14 protein-coding genes and 1 pseudogene are annotated in these 18,325 nt (G+C 74.2%); 8 read left to right on the top strand and 7 right to left on the bottom strand.

Translation table 11 applies throughout. The annotated features are described in order from the left end of the window. Positions 1–467 precede the first annotated feature (467 nt). Together HCC30_RS27990 and ptsP are read left to right on the top strand one after the other, a co-directional pair. Complete coding sequence (locus tag HCC30_RS27990) at positions 468–917, top strand: PTS glucose transporter subunit IIA (protein WP_169445719.1); 450 nt, start codon at positions 468–470, stop codon at positions 915–917. A 103-nt stretch (positions 918–1,020) separates the two neighbouring features. Continuing rightward, a complete protein-coding gene (ptsP, locus tag HCC30_RS27985) occupies positions 1,021–2,691 on the top strand; it encodes a phosphoenolpyruvate--protein phosphotransferase (protein WP_169445718.1) in 1,671 nt (556 codons plus the stop codon). Between the two features lie 98 nt (positions 2,692–2,789). Here ptsP and HCC30_RS27980 read toward each other — a convergent pair whose 3' ends face one another. Beyond that, positions 2,790–3,716: a hypothetical protein gene (locus HCC30_RS27980; RefSeq protein ID WP_346776844.1), complete on the bottom strand. Its 927-nt coding sequence runs from the start codon at positions 3,714–3,716 to the stop codon at positions 2,790–2,792. 252 nt (positions 3,717–3,968) lie between these two features. Further along, positions 3,969–5,996, bottom strand: a complete 2,028-nt coding sequence (locus HCC30_RS27975) for an acetoacetate--CoA ligase (RefSeq protein WP_169445717.1) — start codon at positions 5,994–5,996, stop codon at positions 3,969–3,971. 310 nt (positions 5,997–6,306) lie between these two features. On the opposite strand from HCC30_RS27975, the gene HCC30_RS27970 reads away from it, so the two are divergent. The 4 genes from HCC30_RS27970 to HCC30_RS27955 all read left to right on the top strand — a co-directional run bounded on the left by HCC30_RS27970 (position 6,307) and on the right by HCC30_RS27955 (position 11,289). Continuing rightward, the gene (locus HCC30_RS27970; RefSeq protein WP_169445716.1) at positions 6,307–8,697 is read left to right on the top strand and encodes a glycoside hydrolase family 31 protein; all 2,391 of its coding nucleotides are present in this window, start codon (positions 6,307–6,309) and stop codon (positions 8,695–8,697) included. A gap of 13 nt (positions 8,698–8,710) precedes the next feature. Beyond that, positions 8,711–9,544, top strand: coding sequence for a M15 family metallopeptidase (locus tag HCC30_RS27965; protein WP_169445715.1), 834 nt, complete (start codon positions 8,711–8,713; stop codon positions 9,542–9,544). A gap of 75 nt (positions 9,545–9,619) precedes the next feature. Next, positions 9,620–10,102, top strand: a complete 483-nt coding sequence (locus HCC30_RS27960) for a benzoylsuccinyl-CoA thiolase (protein ID WP_346776843.1) — start codon at positions 9,620–9,622, stop codon at positions 10,100–10,102. Further along, positions 10,099–11,289 carry a lipid-transfer protein gene (locus HCC30_RS27955; protein ID WP_169445714.1) on the top strand — a complete coding sequence of 397 codons (1,191 nt, stop codon included), beginning with the start codon at positions 10,099–10,101 and terminating at the stop codon, positions 11,287–11,289. The genes HCC30_RS27960 and HCC30_RS27955 overlap by 4 nt, the downstream gene beginning before the upstream one ends. A gap of 40 nt (positions 11,290–11,329) precedes the next feature. Here HCC30_RS27955 and HCC30_RS27950 read toward each other — a convergent pair whose 3' ends face one another. The 3 genes from HCC30_RS27950 to HCC30_RS27940 all read right to left on the bottom strand — a co-directional run bounded on the left by HCC30_RS27950 (position 11,330) and on the right by HCC30_RS27940 (position 14,035). After that, complete coding sequence (locus HCC30_RS27950; RefSeq protein ID WP_169445713.1) at positions 11,330–12,592, bottom strand: cytochrome P450; 1,263 nt, start codon at positions 12,590–12,592, stop codon at positions 11,330–11,332. Continuing rightward, a complete protein-coding gene (locus HCC30_RS27945; protein WP_169445712.1) occupies positions 12,589–13,377 on the bottom strand; it encodes an alpha/beta hydrolase in 789 nt (262 codons plus the stop codon). Before HCC30_RS27945 ends, HCC30_RS27950 begins: the two co-directional genes overlap by 4 nt. A gap of 160 nt (positions 13,378–13,537) precedes the next feature. After that, entirely contained in the window at positions 13,538–14,035 is a 498-nt protein-coding gene (locus tag HCC30_RS27940) for a DUF5949 family protein (RefSeq protein ID WP_169445711.1), read from the bottom strand. A 215-nt stretch (positions 14,036–14,250) separates the two neighbouring features. Between HCC30_RS27940 and HCC30_RS27935 the strand changes: the two genes are divergently transcribed. Both HCC30_RS27935 and HCC30_RS27930 read left to right on the top strand, forming a co-directional pair. Continuing rightward, entirely contained in the window at positions 14,251–15,105 is an 855-nt protein-coding gene (locus HCC30_RS27935) for a class I SAM-dependent methyltransferase (RefSeq protein WP_169445710.1), read from the top strand. A gap of 95 nt (positions 15,106–15,200) precedes the next feature. Next, positions 15,201–16,034: an aldo/keto reductase gene (locus tag HCC30_RS27930; protein WP_169445721.1), complete on the top strand. Its 834-nt coding sequence runs from the start codon at positions 15,201–15,203 to the stop codon at positions 16,032–16,034. Positions 16,035–16,103: 69 nt separating this feature from the next. On the opposite strand, the gene proP is transcribed toward HCC30_RS27930, so the two are convergent. Together proP and HCC30_RS27920 are read right to left on the bottom strand one after the other, a co-directional pair. Continuing rightward, positions 16,104–17,633, bottom strand: a complete 1,530-nt coding sequence (gene proP, locus HCC30_RS27925; RefSeq protein ID WP_169445720.1) for a glycine betaine/L-proline transporter ProP — start codon at positions 17,631–17,633, stop codon at positions 16,104–16,106. A 372-nt stretch (positions 17,634–18,005) separates the two neighbouring features. After that, positions 18,006–18,325 (bottom strand): annotated as a pseudogene (locus tag HCC30_RS27920) (hypothetical protein); the annotation flags it as partial.

The raw sequence follows: 18,325 nt of genomic DNA, 5'->3' as shown, positions 1-18,325 counted from the left end.
GGCTTTTCCCTTCGGTGTTCCTTCACTCTATCAGACTTTCGCCTGACCGAGTTCCGGGCCGCTTCTCTGCGGTTTCCGGTTTCCCGTCTCCCGCTTTCGAAGCGATTCCGACTCTATCAGAACTCTTTTCCTTCGAAGAAATTCGGTGCCGGTTCAGGACAGGCTTAACCGAAGATCTTTCTCGGGGAGTGGATCTGTCGATCGGAGAGTCCGCCCGGACGGCCTTCGGCGCCGGGCAGGTGAATGACCGTACAGCGGTGGCGCGGGCGAGGCAAATCCGTTTCCGGCCGGGGCCGGCGGACTCCGGACGCTGCCCGCACGGGCGCCCCTCGCGTACGCGTACGCATGTGCGGACACGTACGCATGTGCGGAGAGGGATGGCGCGATGACTTAGTCTTCTTGGCGGTGCGCCGTCCGGTACATGGAGCGACGGCGGCTGATCAATCTCCGCCCCTGGGAGGCTTCCCATGACCACCGTGACGTCCCCGATCACCGGACGTGCCATTGGACTGTCGGCCGTGCCCGACCCCGTGTTCTCGGGCGCGATGGTGGGTCCCGGCACCGCCGTCGACCCCGTGCGCGAGCCGACCGAGGCCGTGGCCCCGGTCGACGGCATCATCGTCTCGCTGCACCCGCACGCCTTCGTCGTCGTCGACGCGGACGGGCACGGGGTGCTGACGCACCTGGGCATCGACACCGTGCAGCTCAACGGTGAGGGCTTCGAGCTGCTCGCCGCCAAGGGGGACACCGTGCAGCGCGGCCAGGCGGTCGTGCGCTGGAACCCGGCGCAGGTCGAGGAGGCGGGCAAGTCCCCCGTCTCACCGGTGATCGCGCTGGAGGCCACCCCGGACTCGCTGTCCGACGTCGTCGAGGACGGCGACGTCGCCGTGGACGCGACGCTCTTCAACTGGAAGTGACCCGTTCCCGGTCCCGGCAGCCCCGCACGGCGCCGGACCGGAAGCACGGGTGAACCACCGCGGGGGGCCGGGCGGCCCGCCGCTCGTACCGGAGACGGGTGAGATGGACACAACGCTTCGAGGTGTAGGCGTCAGCCACGGGGTGGCGATCGGCGAGGTCCGGCACATGGGCACCGCCGCGCTGGAGCCCCCGGCCAAGCAGATCGCCGAGGACGAAGCGCCGCGCGAGCAGCAGCGGGCACAGCGTGCGGTCGAGGCTGTCGCCAACGACCTTGTCGCGCGCGGCAATCTGGCCGGCGGCGAGGCGCAGGCCGTGCTCGAGGCCCAGGCCATGATGGCCCAGGACCCGGAGTTGATGGCCGACGTCGAGCGCCGGATCGCGGTCGGCAGCACGGCGGAGCGCGCGGTGTACGACGCGTTCGCCGCGTACCGGGCGCTGCTCGCCGGTGCCGGGGAGTACCTGGCCGGCCGGGTGGCCGACCTGGACGACGTGCGGAACCGCATCGTGGCGCGACTGCTCAGGGTGCCGATGCCCGGCGTTCCGGACAGCGACGAGCCGTACGTGCTCATCGCCCGTGACCTGGCGCCCGCCGACACGGCGCTGCTGGACCCGGCGCTGGTGCTCGGCTTCGTGACCGAGGAGGGCGGGCCGACCAGCCACAGCGCGATCCTGGCCCGTGCCCTGGGTGTGCCGGCCGTGGTGGCGCTGCCGGGTGCCGGTGAGCTGGCCGAGGGGACGGTGATCGCCGTGGACGGGAGTTCCGGTGAGATCACGGTGAACCCGAGCGACGAGGAGCGGGCCGTGCTGGAGCGGGCCGCCGCCGAGCGGAAGGCCGCGCTGGACGCGGTGCGTGGCCCGGGCGCGACCTCGGACGGGCACAAGGTGCCGCTGCTGGCGAACGTCGGCGGGCCCTCGGACGTGCCGGCCGCGGTCGAGGCCGGTGCCGAGGGTGTGGGGCTGTTCCGTACCGAGTTCCTGTTCCTGGACGACAGCAAGCGGGCGCCGTCCGAGGAGAAGCAGGTCGCGGCGTACCGCGAGGTGCTGGAGGCCTTCCCCGAGGGGCGGGTCGTGGTGCGGGTGCTGGACGCCGGTGCCGACAAGCCGCTGGACTTCCTGACGCCCGGTGACGAGCCGAACCCGGCGCTGGGTGTGCGGGGTCTGCGCACGCTGCTGGACCACCCCGACGTGCTGCGGGGGCAGTTGGCGGCGCTGGCGAAGGCCGCCGAGGGGCTGCCGGTCTACCTCGAGGTCATGGCGCCGATGGTGGCCGACCGTACGGACGCGAAGGCGTTCGCGGACGCGTGCCGGGAGGCCGGGCTGCGGGCCAAGTTCGGTGCCATGGTGGAGATTCCGTCGGCCGCGCTGCGGGCGCGTTCGGTGCTCCAGGAGGTCGAGTTCCTGTCGCTGGGGACGAACGACCTGGCGCAGTACACCTTCGCCGCCGACCGTCAGGTGGGCGCCGTCTCGCGGTTGCAGGACCCGTGGCAGCCCGCGCTGCTGGACCTGGTGGCGCTCTCCGCCGAGGCCGCGAAGGCCGAGGGCAAGAGCTGCGGTGTCTGCGGCGAGGCCGCCTCGGACCCGCTGCTGGCCTGTGTGCTCACGGGGCTCGGCGTGACGAGCCTGTCGATGGGCGCCGCGTCGATTCCGTACGTGCGGGCGACGCTGGCGAAGCACACGCTGGCGCAGTGCGAGCGTGCGGCCGCCGCCGCGCGGGCCGCGGACAGCGCCGAGGAGGCGCGCGTCGCCGCGCAGGCGGTGCTCTCCGGGGAGTGAGCCCGCTGCCCTGAGGGGCACGAGGTGTACCGGTGCCGGTCGTTCCGCCGAGGCGGGGTGGCCGGCACCGGTGTTTTCTGGCGTCCCAGGACGGTGGGTCAAGGGCTTTCCGGCGGCGGGATGTCGATGCCGGGCAGGTGGTCCACGTCGGGTTCGGGGGGTACGGGGTCGCCGGTGGTGGGGTCGGTGCAGTAGGCGTCGAAGACTTCGGCTGCGGTGAGGGCGCGGAGCCAGGAGCCTTCGATGATCCAGCCGCGTACGGCGTCGTGGTGGCCGGGGCGGCTGGTGCGGAGGACGAGGCCGCCGGGGCTGGCGGTGGCGAAGGCGGAGGCGAGGACGGTGGTCAGGCTCCGGGCCTCGGGGGTGCGGAGGGCGGTGTCCGATGGGCCGGTGGTCTCCAGTGCGAGGGTGACGGGGCCGCTGGGCAGGGTGCAGCTGCACACCAGGTGGTGGGTGCCTTCGCCGACCGCGTCGAGTACGGCGCGGAGGGCGTGCGTGGCGCGGTGGAGGGCTGCGGTTCCGCTTCCCTGTAACGGGGGCCGACTGTCCGCCGGGGGACGGGAGTCGGGGGTGAGCAGGTGGGCCGCGCGGTCGCGGGCGAGGTGGTGGGCATAGGTGTGGAAGAGGCGTGGCAGGAGGGTGCGGAGGCGTTCGCCGCGGTACCGGAGGGTGGGGCCGTGGGCGGCGACCTCGGTGGTGAAGCGGGTGCGGCCGTCGGGGGTGTCGGGGTCGAGGCCGCGGGTCTCGCAGAAGCGTGCGTAGGCGACGGGGTCGAAGAGGGCGAGGCGGGTGTGCAGGCCGAGGCCGGTGAGCAGGCGGAGCAGGCGTTGTGTCTCGCGCAGGTGGCTGCGGTGGCTGGCGAAGGTGAAGCTGCGGTAGCCGCGCATGAGCGCGAAGTGCGACTCGTGCGCCAGGACGGGGACGGTGCTGGGCACCTCGGCGCCCAGCGCGCGCAGCCGTTCCGGTACGCGTAACCGCTCGGCGGCGGGCGGGTGTTGGGGCCCCGGCAGCTCCGGCCGGAGCACGCGGCGCGGCCGGGGCGGACGCCCTGCCCCGGGCGGCCGCCGGCGCCTCCCGAGGCGGCGCGGCCGCTGACCGGTCTGCTCTCCCGGGGCCCGGCCGCCCCTGCCCTGGTACCCGTCTCGGCCCATCTGGCCCCCTCCCCTGTGCACGGATCACGGAAGGGTCACCGTAGGCGGAGGGTCTGACAACGGCCGAGGGGGCCGTACGGCAGCGGATGTGTGCGTGCGGCCCCCTCGGTGCGTGCGGGTGGCCTCTCAGCTCCGGCGTTCCGCCGCGAGCTGTTCGTAGAAGCTGAGCAGGGCGGCGTTGTCGACGGAGCCGGGGTTGACGGCCTTGGCCAGCGGGGTGCCCTGGAGGAGGCGCTTGACGGGGACTTCGAGGCGCTTGCCGGTGAGCGTGTGCGGGACGGCCTCGACCTCGATGATCTCGTCGGGGACGTGGCGGGGCGAAAGCCCTTCCCTGATGGTGCGCTTGACGCGGTCGCGCAGCGCGTCGTCGAGTGCGGCGCCCTCGGCGAGGTGGACGAAGAGGGGCATCCAGTAGCCGCCGTCGGGGAGTTCGACGCCGAGGACGAGGGACTCGCGGATCTCGGGGAGGCGTTCGACGGCCTCGTAGATGTCGGCCGAGCCCATCCGGACGCCGCCGCGGTTGAGGGTGGAGTCCGAACGGCCGTGGATGACGACGGTGTTGCGGCTGGTGAGGGTGATCCAGTCGCCGTGCCGCCAGACGCCGGGGAACATCTCGAAGTAGCTCTCGTGGTAGCGGGAGCCGTCGGGGTCGTTCCAGAAGCGGACGGGCATGGACGGCATGGGGTTGGCGACGATCAGTTCGCCGACCTCGTCCACGAGCGGCTTGCCGTCCGGGTCCCAGGAGCGCAGGTCGGTGCCGAGGGAGGGGGCCTGGAGCTCGCCGGTGTGCACCGGGAGGGTGGGGACGGCTCCGGCGAAGCAGCTGCACACGTCGGTGCCGCCGCTGACGGAGGCGATCCACATGTCGGGCGAGACCTCGTCGTGGATCCAGCGGAAGCCGTCGGGCGGGAGCGGGGAGCCGGTGGTGGCGACGCACTTGAGGGCGCCGAGGTCGAGGTCGCGTCCGGGGTGCACCCCGGCCTTGCGGCAGGCCATGACGTACGCGGCGGAGGTGCCGAAGACGGTGGTGCCGGTGCGGGCCGCGACCTGCCACTGGGCGTCGGTGTCGGGGTAGCCGGGGCTGCCGTCGTAGGTGACGACGCATGAGCCGGTGAGGAGGCCGGAGACGAGGAGGTTCCACATCATCCAGCCGGTGGAGGTGTACCAGAAGAAGCGGTCCCCGGGGCCGGTGTCGTTGTGCAGGCCGAGCTGCTTGAGGTGTTCGAGGAGGATGCCGCCCTGGGACTGGACGATGGCCTTGGGCAGCCCGGTGGTGCCGGAGGAGTAGAGCACCCACAGCGGGTGGTCGAAGGGCACCTGCTCGAACTCGGGCTCGACGTCGGCCGAGGTGATCTCCTCCCAGCCGAGGGCGCCCTCGGGCGCGGGTGTGCCGAGCAGCGGGACGTGCACGACGGCGCGGAGCGTGGGCAGTTCGCGGCGGAGTTCGGCGACGGTCTCGCGGCGGTCGTGCTCCTTGCCGCCGTACCGGTAGCCGTCGACGGTGATCAGCACGGTGGGCTCGACCTGCTGGAACCGGTCGAGGACGCTGCGGGCGCCGAAGTCCGGGGCGCAGGAGGTCCACACGCCGCCGACGGCGGCGGTGGCGAGCAGCGAGACGGCGGCCTCGGGAATGTTGGGCAGGTAGCCGCTGACCCGGTCGCCGGGGCGTACGCCGAGGCGGCGCAGCTCGGCCGCGAGGGAGGCGACGCGGCGGCGGAGCTCGGCCCAGGTGACGGGCCTGGGCTCGTGGTCCTCGTCGACGTGCAGGATGGCGGCGTCCTGGGCGCGGGCCGGGTCCTCGGCGGCGCGGAGGGCGTGCTCGGCGTAGTTGAGGGTGGCGCCGGGGAACCACTGGGCGCCGGGCATGGAGTCGTCGGCGAGAACGGTCTCGTACGGGGTGCCGAAGCGGACGTCGAACCATTCGGCGACGGCCTGCCAGAAGGCCGGGAGCGCGTCGACGGACCAGCGGTGCAGCGCGGCGTAGCTCGCGGCCGGGTCGCCGGGGACGGTGGCGGGGGCGCCGTGCCGTGCGGCGGCCCAGTCCTGGAAGCGGGTGATCTGCGCGTGCGCGACGCGTTCGGCGCCCGGCTCCCAGAGCGGTTCCGGCACCTGGGGTGCCGCGGAGGGCTGCTGGGGGCTGTGGGGTGCGGTCATCTTCGTCGGCTCCCGGGCTTGCTGGTGGGGTGGTGCGCCTGTCGTGTGCGCTCGCGCGGGGCGCGGGGGATGTGCGCGGACACGGCTGCTGGGCAGGACGATGCCATGTGATCACCGGCCGCGCCAGGGTCCCCGGGAGAGCGGGAGCCCGTGGGAACCGGACCCGTGACGAGGGTCACGCGCGGGCGGGCGCGCGGCGTCACGCTCCGGCGCGGAGGGTTCGGGTGGGCGGCGAACCCCCAGCGACCGCCGCGTGAACGGGAGTTGAACAACGGTGACTCCGGCCGGTGACAATGGCAGGCTGAGCAGCATGGATGCACGTGGCCTGGCGCGGTCGGTGAGGGTGGTCGGTTCGTCGCAGGGAGTGCTGGCCCTGCGGTCTGCCTGGCGGCGCCGGCGTGCCGACGCGGTGACGCTCCCCCGGCAGCGCGGGGAGCGGGCGCGGGTGCCGGGCCGCGTCGTCGGGGCCGAGGAGCGGCCGGGCGGCGGGATGATCTTCTTCGAGCGGTCCTCGCTGCGGGTGCGGATCGCGGTGGGCGGTGCGGTGTTCTGCGGCTGGGACGGCGCGGGGCCCGAGCCCTCGTACGCGCTGGCGGGCCCCGCGCCGGAGCCGGACCCGCGGGCCGGTCTGGAGCCGGACAAGGACGGCGGCTGGCGGGTCGTCTCGGAGCGCCTGCTGGTGACGGTCTCGCGTACCGGCACGGTCGACGTGCGCACCCCGGGCGGCGTCCTGCTCCGCCGCGATCTGCCCCCGCGCTGGTGGGAGCCGGAGCCGGCGGCGGACGCGCTGAGCCTGCCGGGGGACGAGGGGGCCGCGCCGCCCGGTGACGGGGCGCCCGGTGCGCGCTGGCTGCAGCGGGCCGAAGTGGCCGCCGACGCGCGGTTCTTCGGGCTCGGCGGGCGTGCCGCGGGCGCCCGGCTGCGGAACGGCTCGTACCGGTTGTGGAACCACGATCCGGGGCCGTTCCGTCCGGAGCAGGACCCGCTGTACATCACGATGCCGGTGCAGCTGACGGTCGCGGACGCGGGCACCCATCTGGTCTTCCACGACAACTCCTGGGACGGGCGGGTCACGCTGCACGAGGGCACCGAGGGGCGGGGCAGCGGGCACGACCGTCCGGGGCGCTGCGAGGTGCGGATGAGCGGCGGTCCGCTGCGGTACTGGGTGATCGCGGGCCCGCCGGCCCGGGTGCTGCACGGCTGGGCCTCGCTGACGGGCGCGCCCGCGCTGCCGCCGCGCTGGGCGCTGGGGCACCATCACGCGCGGTGGGGGTTCGGCAGCGAGCGCGAGGTGCGGCGGGTGGCCGCGGGCTACCGGGAGCGGGGGCTGCCGCTGCGGGCGCTGCATCTGGACATCGACCACTTCCGGGGCCACCGGGTCTTCACCGTGGACCGGAACCGGTTCCCCGATCTACCGGGCCTGGCCGCCGAGTTGGCGTCCGACGGGGTGCGGCTGGTGTCGATAGTGGACCCGGCGGTGAAGGCCGAGCGGGGTGACGCGCTGTACGAGAGCGGCACCGCCTCGGACGCGTTCGTGCGGGACGCGCAGGGCCGCGAGGTGCGCGGGGTGGTGTGGCCGGGCGAGACGGTGTTCCCCGACTTCACCGATCCGCGGGCGCGCAAGTGGTGGGCGGGGCTGTACGCGGAGCGGCTGGAGCAGGGCTTCTCCGGGGTGTGGCACGACATGAACGAGCCGACCTCGTTCGCCCCGTTCGGCGATCCGACGCTCCCCCGCTCGGCCCGGCACGCGCTGGAGGGCCGCGGCGGGGACCACCGGGAGGCGCACAACGTGTACGCGCTGACGATGGCCGAGGCCGGGTACGCGGGCCTGTGCGAGATCCAGCCGGAGCGCCGCCCGTTCCTCTTCTCCCGTTCGGGCTGGGCGGGCATGCAACGGTACGGCGGCACCTGGTCCGGCGATGTGGCGACGGGCTGGCCGGGGCTGCGGGCCTCGCTGTCGCTGGTGCTGGGCCTGGGGCTGTGCGGGGTGCCGTACTCGGGTCCCGACGTCGGCGGGTTCACGGGTTCGCCCTCGCCGGAGCTGTATCTGCGCTGGTTCCAACTGGGCGCGTATCTGCCGCTGTTCCGTACGCACTCGGCGAAGTGGGCGGGGCGGCGCGAGCCGTGGGAGTTCGGGCCGGAGGTGCTGGCGGCCTGCGGCGCGGCGATGGCCGAACGCGAGCGGCTGATGCCGTACTTCGTGACGCTGGCGCAGCTCGCGCACCGCACGGGCGCGCCGTACGTGCGTCCGGTGTGGTGGCAGCATCCGCGGGACCGGGCGCTGCGGGACTGCGACGACGCGTTCCTGCTGGGCGACGCGCTGCTGGTGGCCCCGGTGCTGGAGCCGGGGGCGCGGGAGCGCCGGGTGCGGCTGCCGCGGGGGCGCTGGTACGACACGGCCACGGGCGAGGTGTTCGAGGGTCCCGGCGAGGTGCGGGTGCCGGCGCCGGCGGAGCGGATTCCGGTACTGGCGCGGGCCGGTGCGGCGATACCGGTGACAGGTCCTGACGGCGGCACGGAGCTGGAGGTGTGGGCCCCGGCGCCGGGGCGCACCGGCAGCGGGCTGGTGATAGCGGACGCGGGTGACGGCTGGGAGCACGCCGACCCGGAGCGGTTCACGGTGCGCCTGCACGGGGGTGAACCCGTCGTGGTGCGCGAGGCGGGCGGCCCGGTGGGCTACCGGGTGCGGGTGCGCAGCTGATAGACGAAGGGCCATGACACGCAGAGAAGCAGGGACGGGCGGCAGACGGACCGGCGGCGTGCTCGCGGCCCTCGCGGTACTGCTGGGCACGCTGGTGTCCGGTGCGCCGGGGGCGGCGGCCGCGGGCCAGGAGCCGCGGGCACCACGGGAGTTCGTGGCGCTGCGGGACGTGGCGCCGACGGTGCTCCAGGAGATCCGCTATCCGACGCGGCACAACTTCGTGGGCGATCCCGTCGACGGGTACCGGCAGCCGATGTGCGTGCTGACCAGGGACGCGGCCGAGGCGCTGCGGGACGCGCAGCGCTCGTTCCTGCGCCGCGGGTACACGCTGAAGGTGTACGACTGCTACCGGCCGCAGCGGGCCGTGGACCACTTCGTCCGGTGGGCGAAGGATCCGGACGACGAGCGGATGAAGGCCGAGTTCTATCCGCGGGTGGCGAAGGACCGGCTCTTCGAGGACGGCTACATCGCGGAGAAGTCCGGGCACAGCAGGGGCAGCACGGTCGATCTTACGCTGGTGCGGCTGCCCGCTGCGCCCACCCGTCCGTACGTGCCGGGCGAGCCGCTGAAGCCGTGCTACGCGCCGCGGGAGGAGCGGTTCCCGGACAACTCCCTGGACATGGGCACCGGTTTCGACTGCTTCGACACCCTCTCGCACACCGACGATCCGCGGATCACGGCCGGGCAGCGCGCGCACCGGACGCTGCTGAAGGAGACGCTGGAGGCGGCGGGCTTCACCAACCTGCCCGAGGAGTGGTGGCACTTCACGCTGGAGGAGGAGACGTTCCCCGACTCCTTCTTCGACTTCCCCGTCTCCCGCGCCTCCCTCCGGGACGGGCGGCCCTAGCCGTACCCGTCGACACCTGCCCGGGCCCGTGCCAGACTTCTGACGTACCGTCAGTTCCGGGGCTGGGGAGGGTTCGTGGCACCTGCGCGTACACCGGTGGTCGAGGGGTGGTTCGGCGGTGAGGGCGGCGCCTTCGCCCTGCTGGGGACGGAGTGCCGGGCCTGCTCGGCGGTCTTCTTCCCCCGCGAGGACTTCCACTGCCGCAACCCGGCGTGCACCGGCACCGAGCTGGACGAGGTGCCGCTCTCGCGCCGCGGCCGGGTCTGGTCCTGCACCGACGGCCGGTACCAGCCGCCCCCGCCGTACGTCTGGGACGCCGAGCGCGCGTGGGAGCCGTACGTCCTGGTCGCCGTCGAGCTGGAGCGGGAGCGGATCGTGGTGCTCGGCCAGGCGCCGCCGGGGTACACCGTCGCGGACTTCGCCGTCGGCGCGGAGGCCGAACTCGTGCCCGGCGTCCTGGACGAGGGCGCGGGCCCGGACGCGCGGGAACTGCGCACCACCTGGAACTGGCGCCCGGTCCCGGACGGGGACGCACCCGGGACGGAGGTGCGCCCGTGACCGGGGACGTGGCCGTGCTGGGCGCGGGGATGCACCCGTGGGGCAAGTGGGGGCGCAGCTTCCACGAGTACGGGGTCGCGGCCGCGCGGGAGGCGCTGGAGGACGCGGGGCTGGAGTGGGGCGACATCGGCTCCGTCGTCGGCGCCGACACGGTGCGCGGCGGCTACCCCGGATACGTGGCGGGGGCGACCTTCGCGCAGGCCCTGGGCTGGCAGGGGGCCCGGGTCACCAGCGTGTACGCCGCCTGCGCCTCCGGCGCCCAGGCCGTCAACACGGCCCGCGCGCAGATCCTTTCGGGCATGGCGGACGCGGTGCTCGTCGTCGGCGCGGACGCGGCGCCCAAGGGCTTCTTCCGGCCCGCCGGCGGCGAGCGCCCCGACGACCCCGACTGGCTCCGCTTCCGGGTGCTCGGCGCCACCAACCCCGCGTACTTCGCCCTCTACGCGCGCCGCCGCATGGCGCTGTACGGGGACACCGCCGAGGACTTCGCCCGGGTGAAGGTGAAGAACGCGGCGGCCGGGGCGCTCAACCCGTACGCCAGGTACCGCAAGGAGGTCACGGCCGAGGAGGTCGCCGCCTCCCCCGTCGTCGCCGACCCGCTGCGGCTGCTGGACGTGTGCGCCACCTCGGACGGCGGCGCCGCGCTCGTCCTCACCAGCCTGGAGTACGCGCGCCGCCACGGCGTCACCGACCCGGTACGGGTACGCGCCGTCGCCACCGGCAGCCCGACCTACCCCAACACCCTGCTCGACCTGCCGTACATCGCCACCGATTCCGCCGCCGGGACGGACGGCCGGACGCCCGGCTTCCGCGCCGCCATCGCCCAAGAGGCGTACGAGGAGGCCGGGATCGGCCCCGAGGACCTCTCGCTGGCCGAGGTGTACGACCTGTCCACGGCCCTCGAACTCGACTGGTACGAGGACCTGGGCCTGGCCGCCGAGGGCGAGGCGGCGAAGCTGCTGCGGCAGGGCGCGACGGGCCCCGGCGGGCGGATTCCCGTCAACCCGAGCGGCGGCCTCGCCTCGTTCGGCGAGGCCGTCCCCGCGCAGGCCATCGCCCAGGTCTGCGAGCTGACGCGGCAGCTGCGGGGGACCTGCGGGCCCCGGCAGGTCGAGGGGGCCCGGGTCGGGATCACCGCGAACCAGGGCCTGTTCGGGCACGGCTCGTCGGTGATCGCCGTACGCTGACGGGCTCGCCGACTGCCCGCGCGCAGGCGGGTCGGGCGGCTCAGCCGTCCAGCCTCAGCGGCAGGCTCTTCAGGCCGTTGATGAAGTTCGACACCAGCCGCCGGGGCGGGCCCGCGAGTTCGAGGGCCGGAAGCAGCTCGCGGGTCTCCTCGTAGAGCACCCTCAGCTGGAGCCGTGCGAAGTGCGCGCCGAGGCAGACGTGCGGGCCGTCGCCGAAGGAGACGTGCGGGTTGGGGTCCCGGGCCGGGTCGAGCCGGTGGGGAGCGGTGAAGACCCGCTCGTCGTGGTTGGCCGAGCCGTGGAAGACGACGACCTTCTCGCCCGCGCGGACGGTGCGGCCCGCGATCCCGGTGTCCCGGGCCGCGGTGCGGCGGAAGCTCAGCACCGGCGGGTGCCACCGCAGGAGTTCCTCCGTGCAGCCGGCCACTCCCGCCTGCCCGGCGCGCAGCGCGCGGTACACCTCCGGGTGCTCGGCGAGGGCGAGCAGGCCGCCGGGCGCGGCGCTGCGCACGGTGTCGTTGCCCGCGACCGTCAGCAGGAAGAAGAACATCTCCAGCTCGGGCGCGGTGAGTTCACCGTCCAGCGCCAGGACGGTCATCACGTCGTCGGCCGGGTGGCGCCGCTTGTGGGCCGTCAGTTCGTGCGCGAAGGCGAACATGTCGCGGAGCATCGCGGGCGACCGCGGGTTGACGGGTTCCGCCGGGGCGCCGGCGAGGGCCGGGGCGGCCTCGTCCGGGTCCTGGTAGCCGATGACGCGGCGGGTCCACTCCAGCATCAGCCCGCGCTCGCTCGCCGGAACGCCCAGCAGGTCGGCGAGGTTGAGCAGCGCGAAGTCGTCCGTGACGGCCTCGACGACGTCGCACGTCCCGTCCCCGTCCCGCGCCGTGCGGACCGCGTCCGTCAGCAGCCCGCGCGCCCGCTCGCGCACGGCGGAGCCGAAGCGCTCGACGCGGCGCGGGGTGAACGCCCGGCTGACCAGCCGCCGCAGCCTGCCGTGCTCCGGCGGGTCCTGGTTGAGCGCCATGCGGCGGATGAACGGCAGGTCGGCCGGGTCGGGGTCGCGGATCTGGGTGGCGCCCAGGTGCGAGGAGAAGGTCCGCGCGTCCTTGAGCACCCGGACGACGTCCTCGTGCCGGGTGACGGCCCAGAAGCCGGGGCCCGCGGGCCAGCCGAGCACCTCGTGCTCCTCCTGCCAGGCCACGGGGTGCTCGTCGCGCAGCCGCCGGTAGGCCGCGTGCGGCAGCCCGTCGGCGTACCCGCGCGGATCGAAGACGTCCGGGACCGCCGTGTCCCGGACGGTCATCGGACGGCCGGCCCGTCGCCGTCGGCGCGCAGGAAGTCCTCGACGACACGGATCAGTTCGAGCGGTGTCTCGTCCATCGCGTAGTGCCCGGCCGAGGCCAGTTCGGCCAGCTCGGCACGCGGGTACCAGCGCATCCACGTCTCCCGCGCCAGACCGGCCGAGAGCGCCGGGTCCAGCGCCCCGGTGACCGCGAGGGACGGGACCGGTGTCCCCTCGACCTCCGTCTCGAACGCCTCGCCCGCCCACGAGTCCAGCCAGGCCCGGAACGCCCCGGCGTCGCTGCGCTCCAGCGAGCGGCGGACCATCCGGTCGAGCCAGGCGGCGGGGCGCTGCCCGCCGGTGGTGAGGTCGAGGATGGCGCGCCGGTTGGCGGGTTCGTGCGCGGCTGCGGCGAACAGTTCCCACTGCTCGGGCGGCATCGGCAGCCCCGAGGCCGGGACGGGCGAGACGCCGACGACGCGGCGCAGCCGCTCCGGCGCGAGGGCCAGCAGCCGCTGGACGACGGCGCCGCCCATCGAGTGGCCGACGGCGGAGAACCGGTCCCAGCCGAGCCGGTCGGCGAGCGCCAGCACGTCGCCCGCCGCCTCGGCGGTGGTGAACGCGCCGGTGACGTCCCGCGCCTCGCCGTAGCCCCTGAGGTCGACCAGCGCGTACTGGAACGCGTCCCGGTCGAGGTCGGGCAGTACGGCGTCGAAGGCGCTCCGGTCGGCGAACCAGCCGTGCACGGCGACGACCTTGTGCGGTCCGGTGCCGTGCAGCGAGTGGGGCAGTTCCACTGGGGTCAACGCGCTCTCCTGGGGTGCGGGGGCGAACTGGCCGCCGTGGGGCGGCGGTCGGGTGGCCGGACGCCGGGTACGGCGGTCGTGCCACGGCCGCCACCCTGGCCCGCGCCGCCACCCGCCGCAAGAGCGCGTGTCCCCCGGCGGACCACGGCCGGGGCCGGCGTCAGCTCTGGACGCGGCCGACCGTGAGGACGCCGTGCGCCGCGCCCCGCAGCATCTCCTCGTCGCCGACGAAGGCCCGCAGTTCGTCCTCGGTGACCGGGCGTCCCGGGGTCGCCACCGGCCAGGGGCGGGTGGCGAGGATGAAGTTGACGCAGCCGCGCTCCTGGGCCGCCCGGAGCCACTCGTCGCGTGCCGTGTACTGCGCGGAGACGTGCGGCATGGTCAGCACCGCCTGCCCGCTCTCCACGACGAGCTTCATCGCCCGCCGGGTCCCCGTCTCCGGTACGAACCCGCCGACCGTGAGCCCGGATTCCTCCGCCAGGGCGCGGGCCGCCTCCTCGATGCCCTGGAGTCCCTCGGTGCCGTCGCCGAGGGAGTACGCCAGGAGGAAGGCCGACTCCTGGCCGTCCTCCGCGTGGGTCCCCGTCCAGCCGAGAAGCATGAACGTACCGAAGCGGTCCTGCTGAAAGCCGCGTACACCAGACTGAATTGACGTCATGCTCAGGCACCCTAACCACCCCCAAGGCGCCCATCTCCGCATCTTCACCCCCGCACGGGCCATAGACACCGAATGAGCCCACCTCCATACACACGAACGAAATCAACCGCCCCCGGATTCCGGCCCCCTGTCCGGGGAACGGCCTTACGGGGAACGGGAGAAGACGCCGCGTCAGAAAACGCACGCGGCACCTCGGCAGGACGGAGAGGCGGCCCATGACGACCGGCGACGGACCCACGCGAGCGGACCAACTCCCGGGCCGGGGAGGGGAGTCGGAGCCGGACGGGTACGCCTTCGGGGGTGAGGTCTCCGGCACCGCGCGGCAGCTCGCCACCATCGAGGAGCTGCTCGACCCGTACACCCTCCGCACCCTCGACGGCCTGCCCCTCCCCCGCGCGGCCGCCTGCTGGGAGGCCGGCGCCGGTGCGGGCTCCGTCGCACGCGCCCTCGCGGAACGCGTCGCCCCGGCGGGCGGCACCGTCCTCGCCACCGACCTCGACACCGGCCTCCTGCACGGCGGTCCGGGCCTGACCGTCCGCCGCCACGACATCACCGGCGACCCCGTCCCCGAGTCCGCCTACGACCTGGTGCACGCGCGGCTGCTGCTCCTGCACCTGCCGTCCCGGGCCCGCGTCCTGGACACCCTCGTACGGTCGCTGCGGCCCGGCGGGGTACTCGTCCTGGAGGAGTGGGACTGCACCGCTCCCCCGCGCGCCCGCACCGCGCCCGGGCCGGGGGACGCGGAGCTGGCCGGCCGCGTCGTCGACGGCGTCCTCGCCGTCCTCCGCTCCCACGGCACGAGCATGACCTGGGCCCGCGAGGCCCCGGAGGCGCTGCGCCGGGCCGGGCTGGTCCGGGTCGCCTCGTCCGTGGACACGGCGGTCTGGACGGGCGGCGGCGCCGGGTGCCGGCTGCTGCGGATCAACGCGCGCCAACTGGCCGCGCCCCTGCGCCGGTCCGGCCTCACCGCCGGGGAGCTGCGCCGCTACGACCGGCTCACCCGCTCCCCCGCGCTGACCACCACCGCGTACCCGCTCGTCACCAGCACCGGCGTCCGGCCGCGCGGCTGAGGAGCGCGCGGCCCGGGGGCACTCGCCGGGACCGGGCGCGGTGCGTGAGACTGGGCGGCGGCGCGACACACGACGAAGGAAATGCGATGACCGCGATGACACCGCACCGGACTGTGGCCCTTCCCTCCGGCCGCACGGTGCCCGCGCTGGGCCAGGGAACCTGGTACATGGGCGACGACCCCGGGCGCCGCGAGGAGGAACTGCGCGCCCTGCGCACCGGGATCGACCTGGGCATGACGCTGATCGACACCGCCGAGATGTACGGGAACGGCGCGGCCGAGGAGCTCGTCGGCGAGGCCGTGCGCGGCCGCCGGGACGAGGTGTTCCTGGTCAGCAAGGTGCTGCCGTGGAACGCGAGCGCCCGCGGCACCGTCACGGCCTGCCACGACAGCCTCCGCCGCATGGACACCGGCCACATCGACCTGTACCTGCTGCACTGGCGCGGCCCCGTCCCCCTGGAGGAGACGGTGGAGGCGCTGGAGCGGCTGGAGCGCGAGGGCGACATCGGCGGCTGGGGCGTGAGCAACCTCGACGTCGACGACCTGGACCAACTCCCCGCCGGAGCCCGCCCGGAGACGGACCAGGTGCTGTACAACCTCACCCGGCGCGGCCCCGAGTACGCGCTGTTCCCCCGCTGCCGTGAGCTGGCCGCGCCGGTGATGGCGTACTCGCCGATCGAGCAGGGGCGGCTGCTGGGCGAGCCCGCGCTGGCGGCCGTCGCCGAGGCGCACGGGGTGTCCCCGGCGCAGGTGGCGCTGGCCTGGGTGCTGCGCCACGAGGACGTGATCGCCATCCCGAAGGCCGCCACCCGGCAGCACGTGGAGGACAACCACGCGGCGCTGCGGCTGGAGCTGACGGACGAGGACCTGCGGACGCTGGACGCCGCGTTCCCGCCGCCCGCCCGCAAGGAGCCCCTCGAAATCCTCTGACGCGCGAGGCCCCGTACGCACGGAACCGGGGACGGGAGAGCTCCCGTCCCCGGTTCCGGTGCCGGGTCGTCAGTCCTTGTCCTGCGGGGGACGCGGCAGGCGCCCGTGCCGCAGGTCGATCCACACGTCGCGGGCCCGGCGTCCGGCTCTCCGGCGGCTCCTCGCGACGAGCTGCTGCGCCTGCTCCTCGGTCTCCACCATGGGCGACGAGCCGCGCAGGGGTTTCCCCGCGGTCTCGTACAGGAAGAGCGCGGAGACGACGCCGATCGCTCCCGCGCCCATCAGGTAGTAGGCGGGCACCATTTCGTTGCCGGTCGTCTCGACGAGCGCCGAGTTGACCAGCGGGGTGGTGCCGCCGAACAGCGAGACCGAGACGTTGAACGCCACCGAGAGCCCGCCGTACCGCAGGTGGGTCGGGAACAGCGCGGGCAGCGTCGAGGCGCTCGTCCCCGCGAAGCAGACCAGCAGCAGCCCGAGGACCGCGCAGCCGATCGCCGGCAGCAGCACGCCCCCGGCGCGGATGAGCTGGAACGCGGGGATGGCCAGCACGACCATGGCCGCGCCGCTCCACAGGAAGATGGGCCGCCGCCCGAAGCGGTCGGAGGAGCGGCCGACGGTGGTGATGGTCACGGCGACCAGCAGCATGGTGCCCAGCACCAGCAGGTGGCCGACGAGTTCGGGTTCGCCGAGCGTCGTCGTCATGTAGGTCGGGAGGTACGACGTGACCATGTAGTTCGTCACGTTGTAGAGCAGCACCAGGCCGACGCAGATCAGCATCGCCTCCCAGTGCCCGGTGAAGAGTTCCTTCAGCCGGCCGCGCCCGGACATCCGGGCCTGCTCGACGCGGTCCTCCTCCTCGCTCCCGGTGCCCTGCGCCTCGGCCTTCTGATGCTGGGCCTCGACCTCCTGGAAGGCCGGGGTCTCCTCCAGCTTCAGCCGCATGTAGAGCCCGATCATGCCGAGCGGCCCGGCGACGAAGAACGGCACCCGCCAGCCCCAGCTGAGCATCTGGTCGTCGCTGAGCAGTGCGGTCAGCACGGTCACCAGACCGGAACCGAGCGAGTACCCGATGAAGGTGCCGAAGTCGAGCCAGCTGCCGAGGAATCCGCGTTTGCGGTCGGGGCTGTACTCGGCGATGTACGTGGTGGCTCCGGCGTACTCACCGCCGGTGGAGAAGCCCTGCACCAGGCGGCACACCAGCAGCAGCACCGGCGCGGCCATCCCGATGCTGGCGTATCCGGGCAGGAATCCGACGGCGAAGGTGCTGACGGCCATCATGATCATGGTGGCCGAGAGGACGCGCTGTCTGCCGATACGGTCCCCGAGCGGACCGAAGACGAGTCCGCCGAGGGGCCGTACGAGGAAGGCGGCGGCGAAGGTGGCGAAGGTGGAGATCACCTGCGCGCCGGGCGAGCTGGAGGGGAAGAAGACCTTGCCGAGCGTGGCCGCGACGTACGCGTAGACGCCGAAGTCGAACCACTCCATGGTGTTGCCCAGGGCCGCGGCCGACACCGCGCGCTTGACCTGCGGCTTGTCCACCACTCTGACGTCGCCCGGGGCGAGCTGCTGCTTGCGGCGCCGCAGCAGGGTCCGCACCATGCGCTCGGTCTGCGGGCTTCCGGATCCGTAGCCCGAGGCGCGGGTGGCCCTTCGTTGCTTGGACCGTTTGTCGTGATCGCGTGTCATGGCTCCGCGTTCCCGTGATCGGTTGCTTGGAGAAGGCGGTGCCTGCTCATTTGCGGGGGTACGTCCCGCCGGGGAACCTCGACATCCTATGCGTCGTTGCTGGGTACACCTACCCGCCCCCGTTCTGTGCGGCGCCACCTGTCCGCGGGCGCCCGGCGGGCCCCGCGGCGGCCCCGGCGGCCGTGCTCCGCCCGGGACGGGACGGAGCACGGCGGGCCGCGACGGCACGGAGCGTCCGAGGCTGACCTGCGGATCTCCGGTGCGGCCCGGCGCCGGAGCCGGAGATCAGGGAGCGGTACTGGCCGCGTACCAGCGGTCGTCGCGCCGGAGGGCGAGCGAGTGGTCCGCGAGCCCGGTCACGTGCTTGGAGACGGTGGCCTGCTGGAAGCCGACGGCCTCGCTGAGCTCCTGGAGCGTGGCCCCCTCGGCGCCGCGCTCCTTCAGCTGACGCCAGGTCTGCGCCGCGCTGCGGCCCAGGCCGCCCTCCCGCGCGGGGCCGAACACCCGGGAGAGGTCGGGCTCGGCACCGTCGGCCGCTCCGGCCGGCTCGGCGGGCGCGGGCCCGGCCGCCCCCGCGGGCGCGGCGGAGGACGCCTCGGCGCGGT

Origin of the sequence: Streptomyces sp. HNM0574, assembly GCF_012726235.1 — a bacterium.
Lineage (GTDB): Bacteria > Actinomycetota > Actinomycetes > Streptomycetales > Streptomycetaceae > Streptomyces.
This window is presented reverse-complemented; position numbering and strand designations above follow the sequence as displayed.

Excerpts from the sequence above, each read along its gene's own strand:
- HCC30_RS27950 (WP_169445713.1), bottom strand. The coding sequence starts at position 12,592 with ATGACCGTCCGGGACACGGCGGTCCCGGACGTCTTCGATCCGCGCGGG.
- ptsP (WP_169445718.1), top strand. The coding sequence starts at position 1,021 with ATGGACACAACGCTTCGAGGTGTAGGCGTCAGCCACGGGGTGGCGATC.
- HCC30_RS27990 (WP_169445719.1), top strand. The coding sequence starts at position 468 with ATGACCACCGTGACGTCCCCGATCACCGGACGTGCCATTGGACTGTCG.
- HCC30_RS27935 (WP_169445710.1), top strand. The coding sequence starts at position 14,251 with ATGACGACCGGCGACGGACCCACGCGAGCGGACCAACTCCCGGGCCGG.
- HCC30_RS27970 (WP_169445716.1), top strand. The coding sequence starts at position 6,307 with ATGGATGCACGTGGCCTGGCGCGGTCGGTGAGGGTGGTCGGTTCGTCG.
- proP (WP_169445720.1), bottom strand. The coding sequence starts at position 17,633 with ATGGTGCGGACCCTGCTGCGGCGCCGCAAGCAGCAGCTCGCCCCGGGC.
- HCC30_RS27975 (WP_169445717.1), bottom strand. The coding sequence starts at position 5,996 with ATGACCGCACCCCACAGCCCCCAGCAGCCCTCCGCGGCACCCCAGGTG.
- HCC30_RS27940 (WP_169445711.1), bottom strand. The coding sequence starts at position 14,035 with ATGACGTCAATTCAGTCTGGTGTACGCGGCTTTCAGCAGGACCGCTTC.
- HCC30_RS27930 (WP_169445721.1), top strand. The coding sequence starts at position 15,201 with ATGACACCGCACCGGACTGTGGCCCTTCCCTCCGGCCGCACGGTGCCC.
- HCC30_RS27965 (WP_169445715.1), top strand. The coding sequence starts at position 8,711 with ATGACACGCAGAGAAGCAGGGACGGGCGGCAGACGGACCGGCGGCGTG.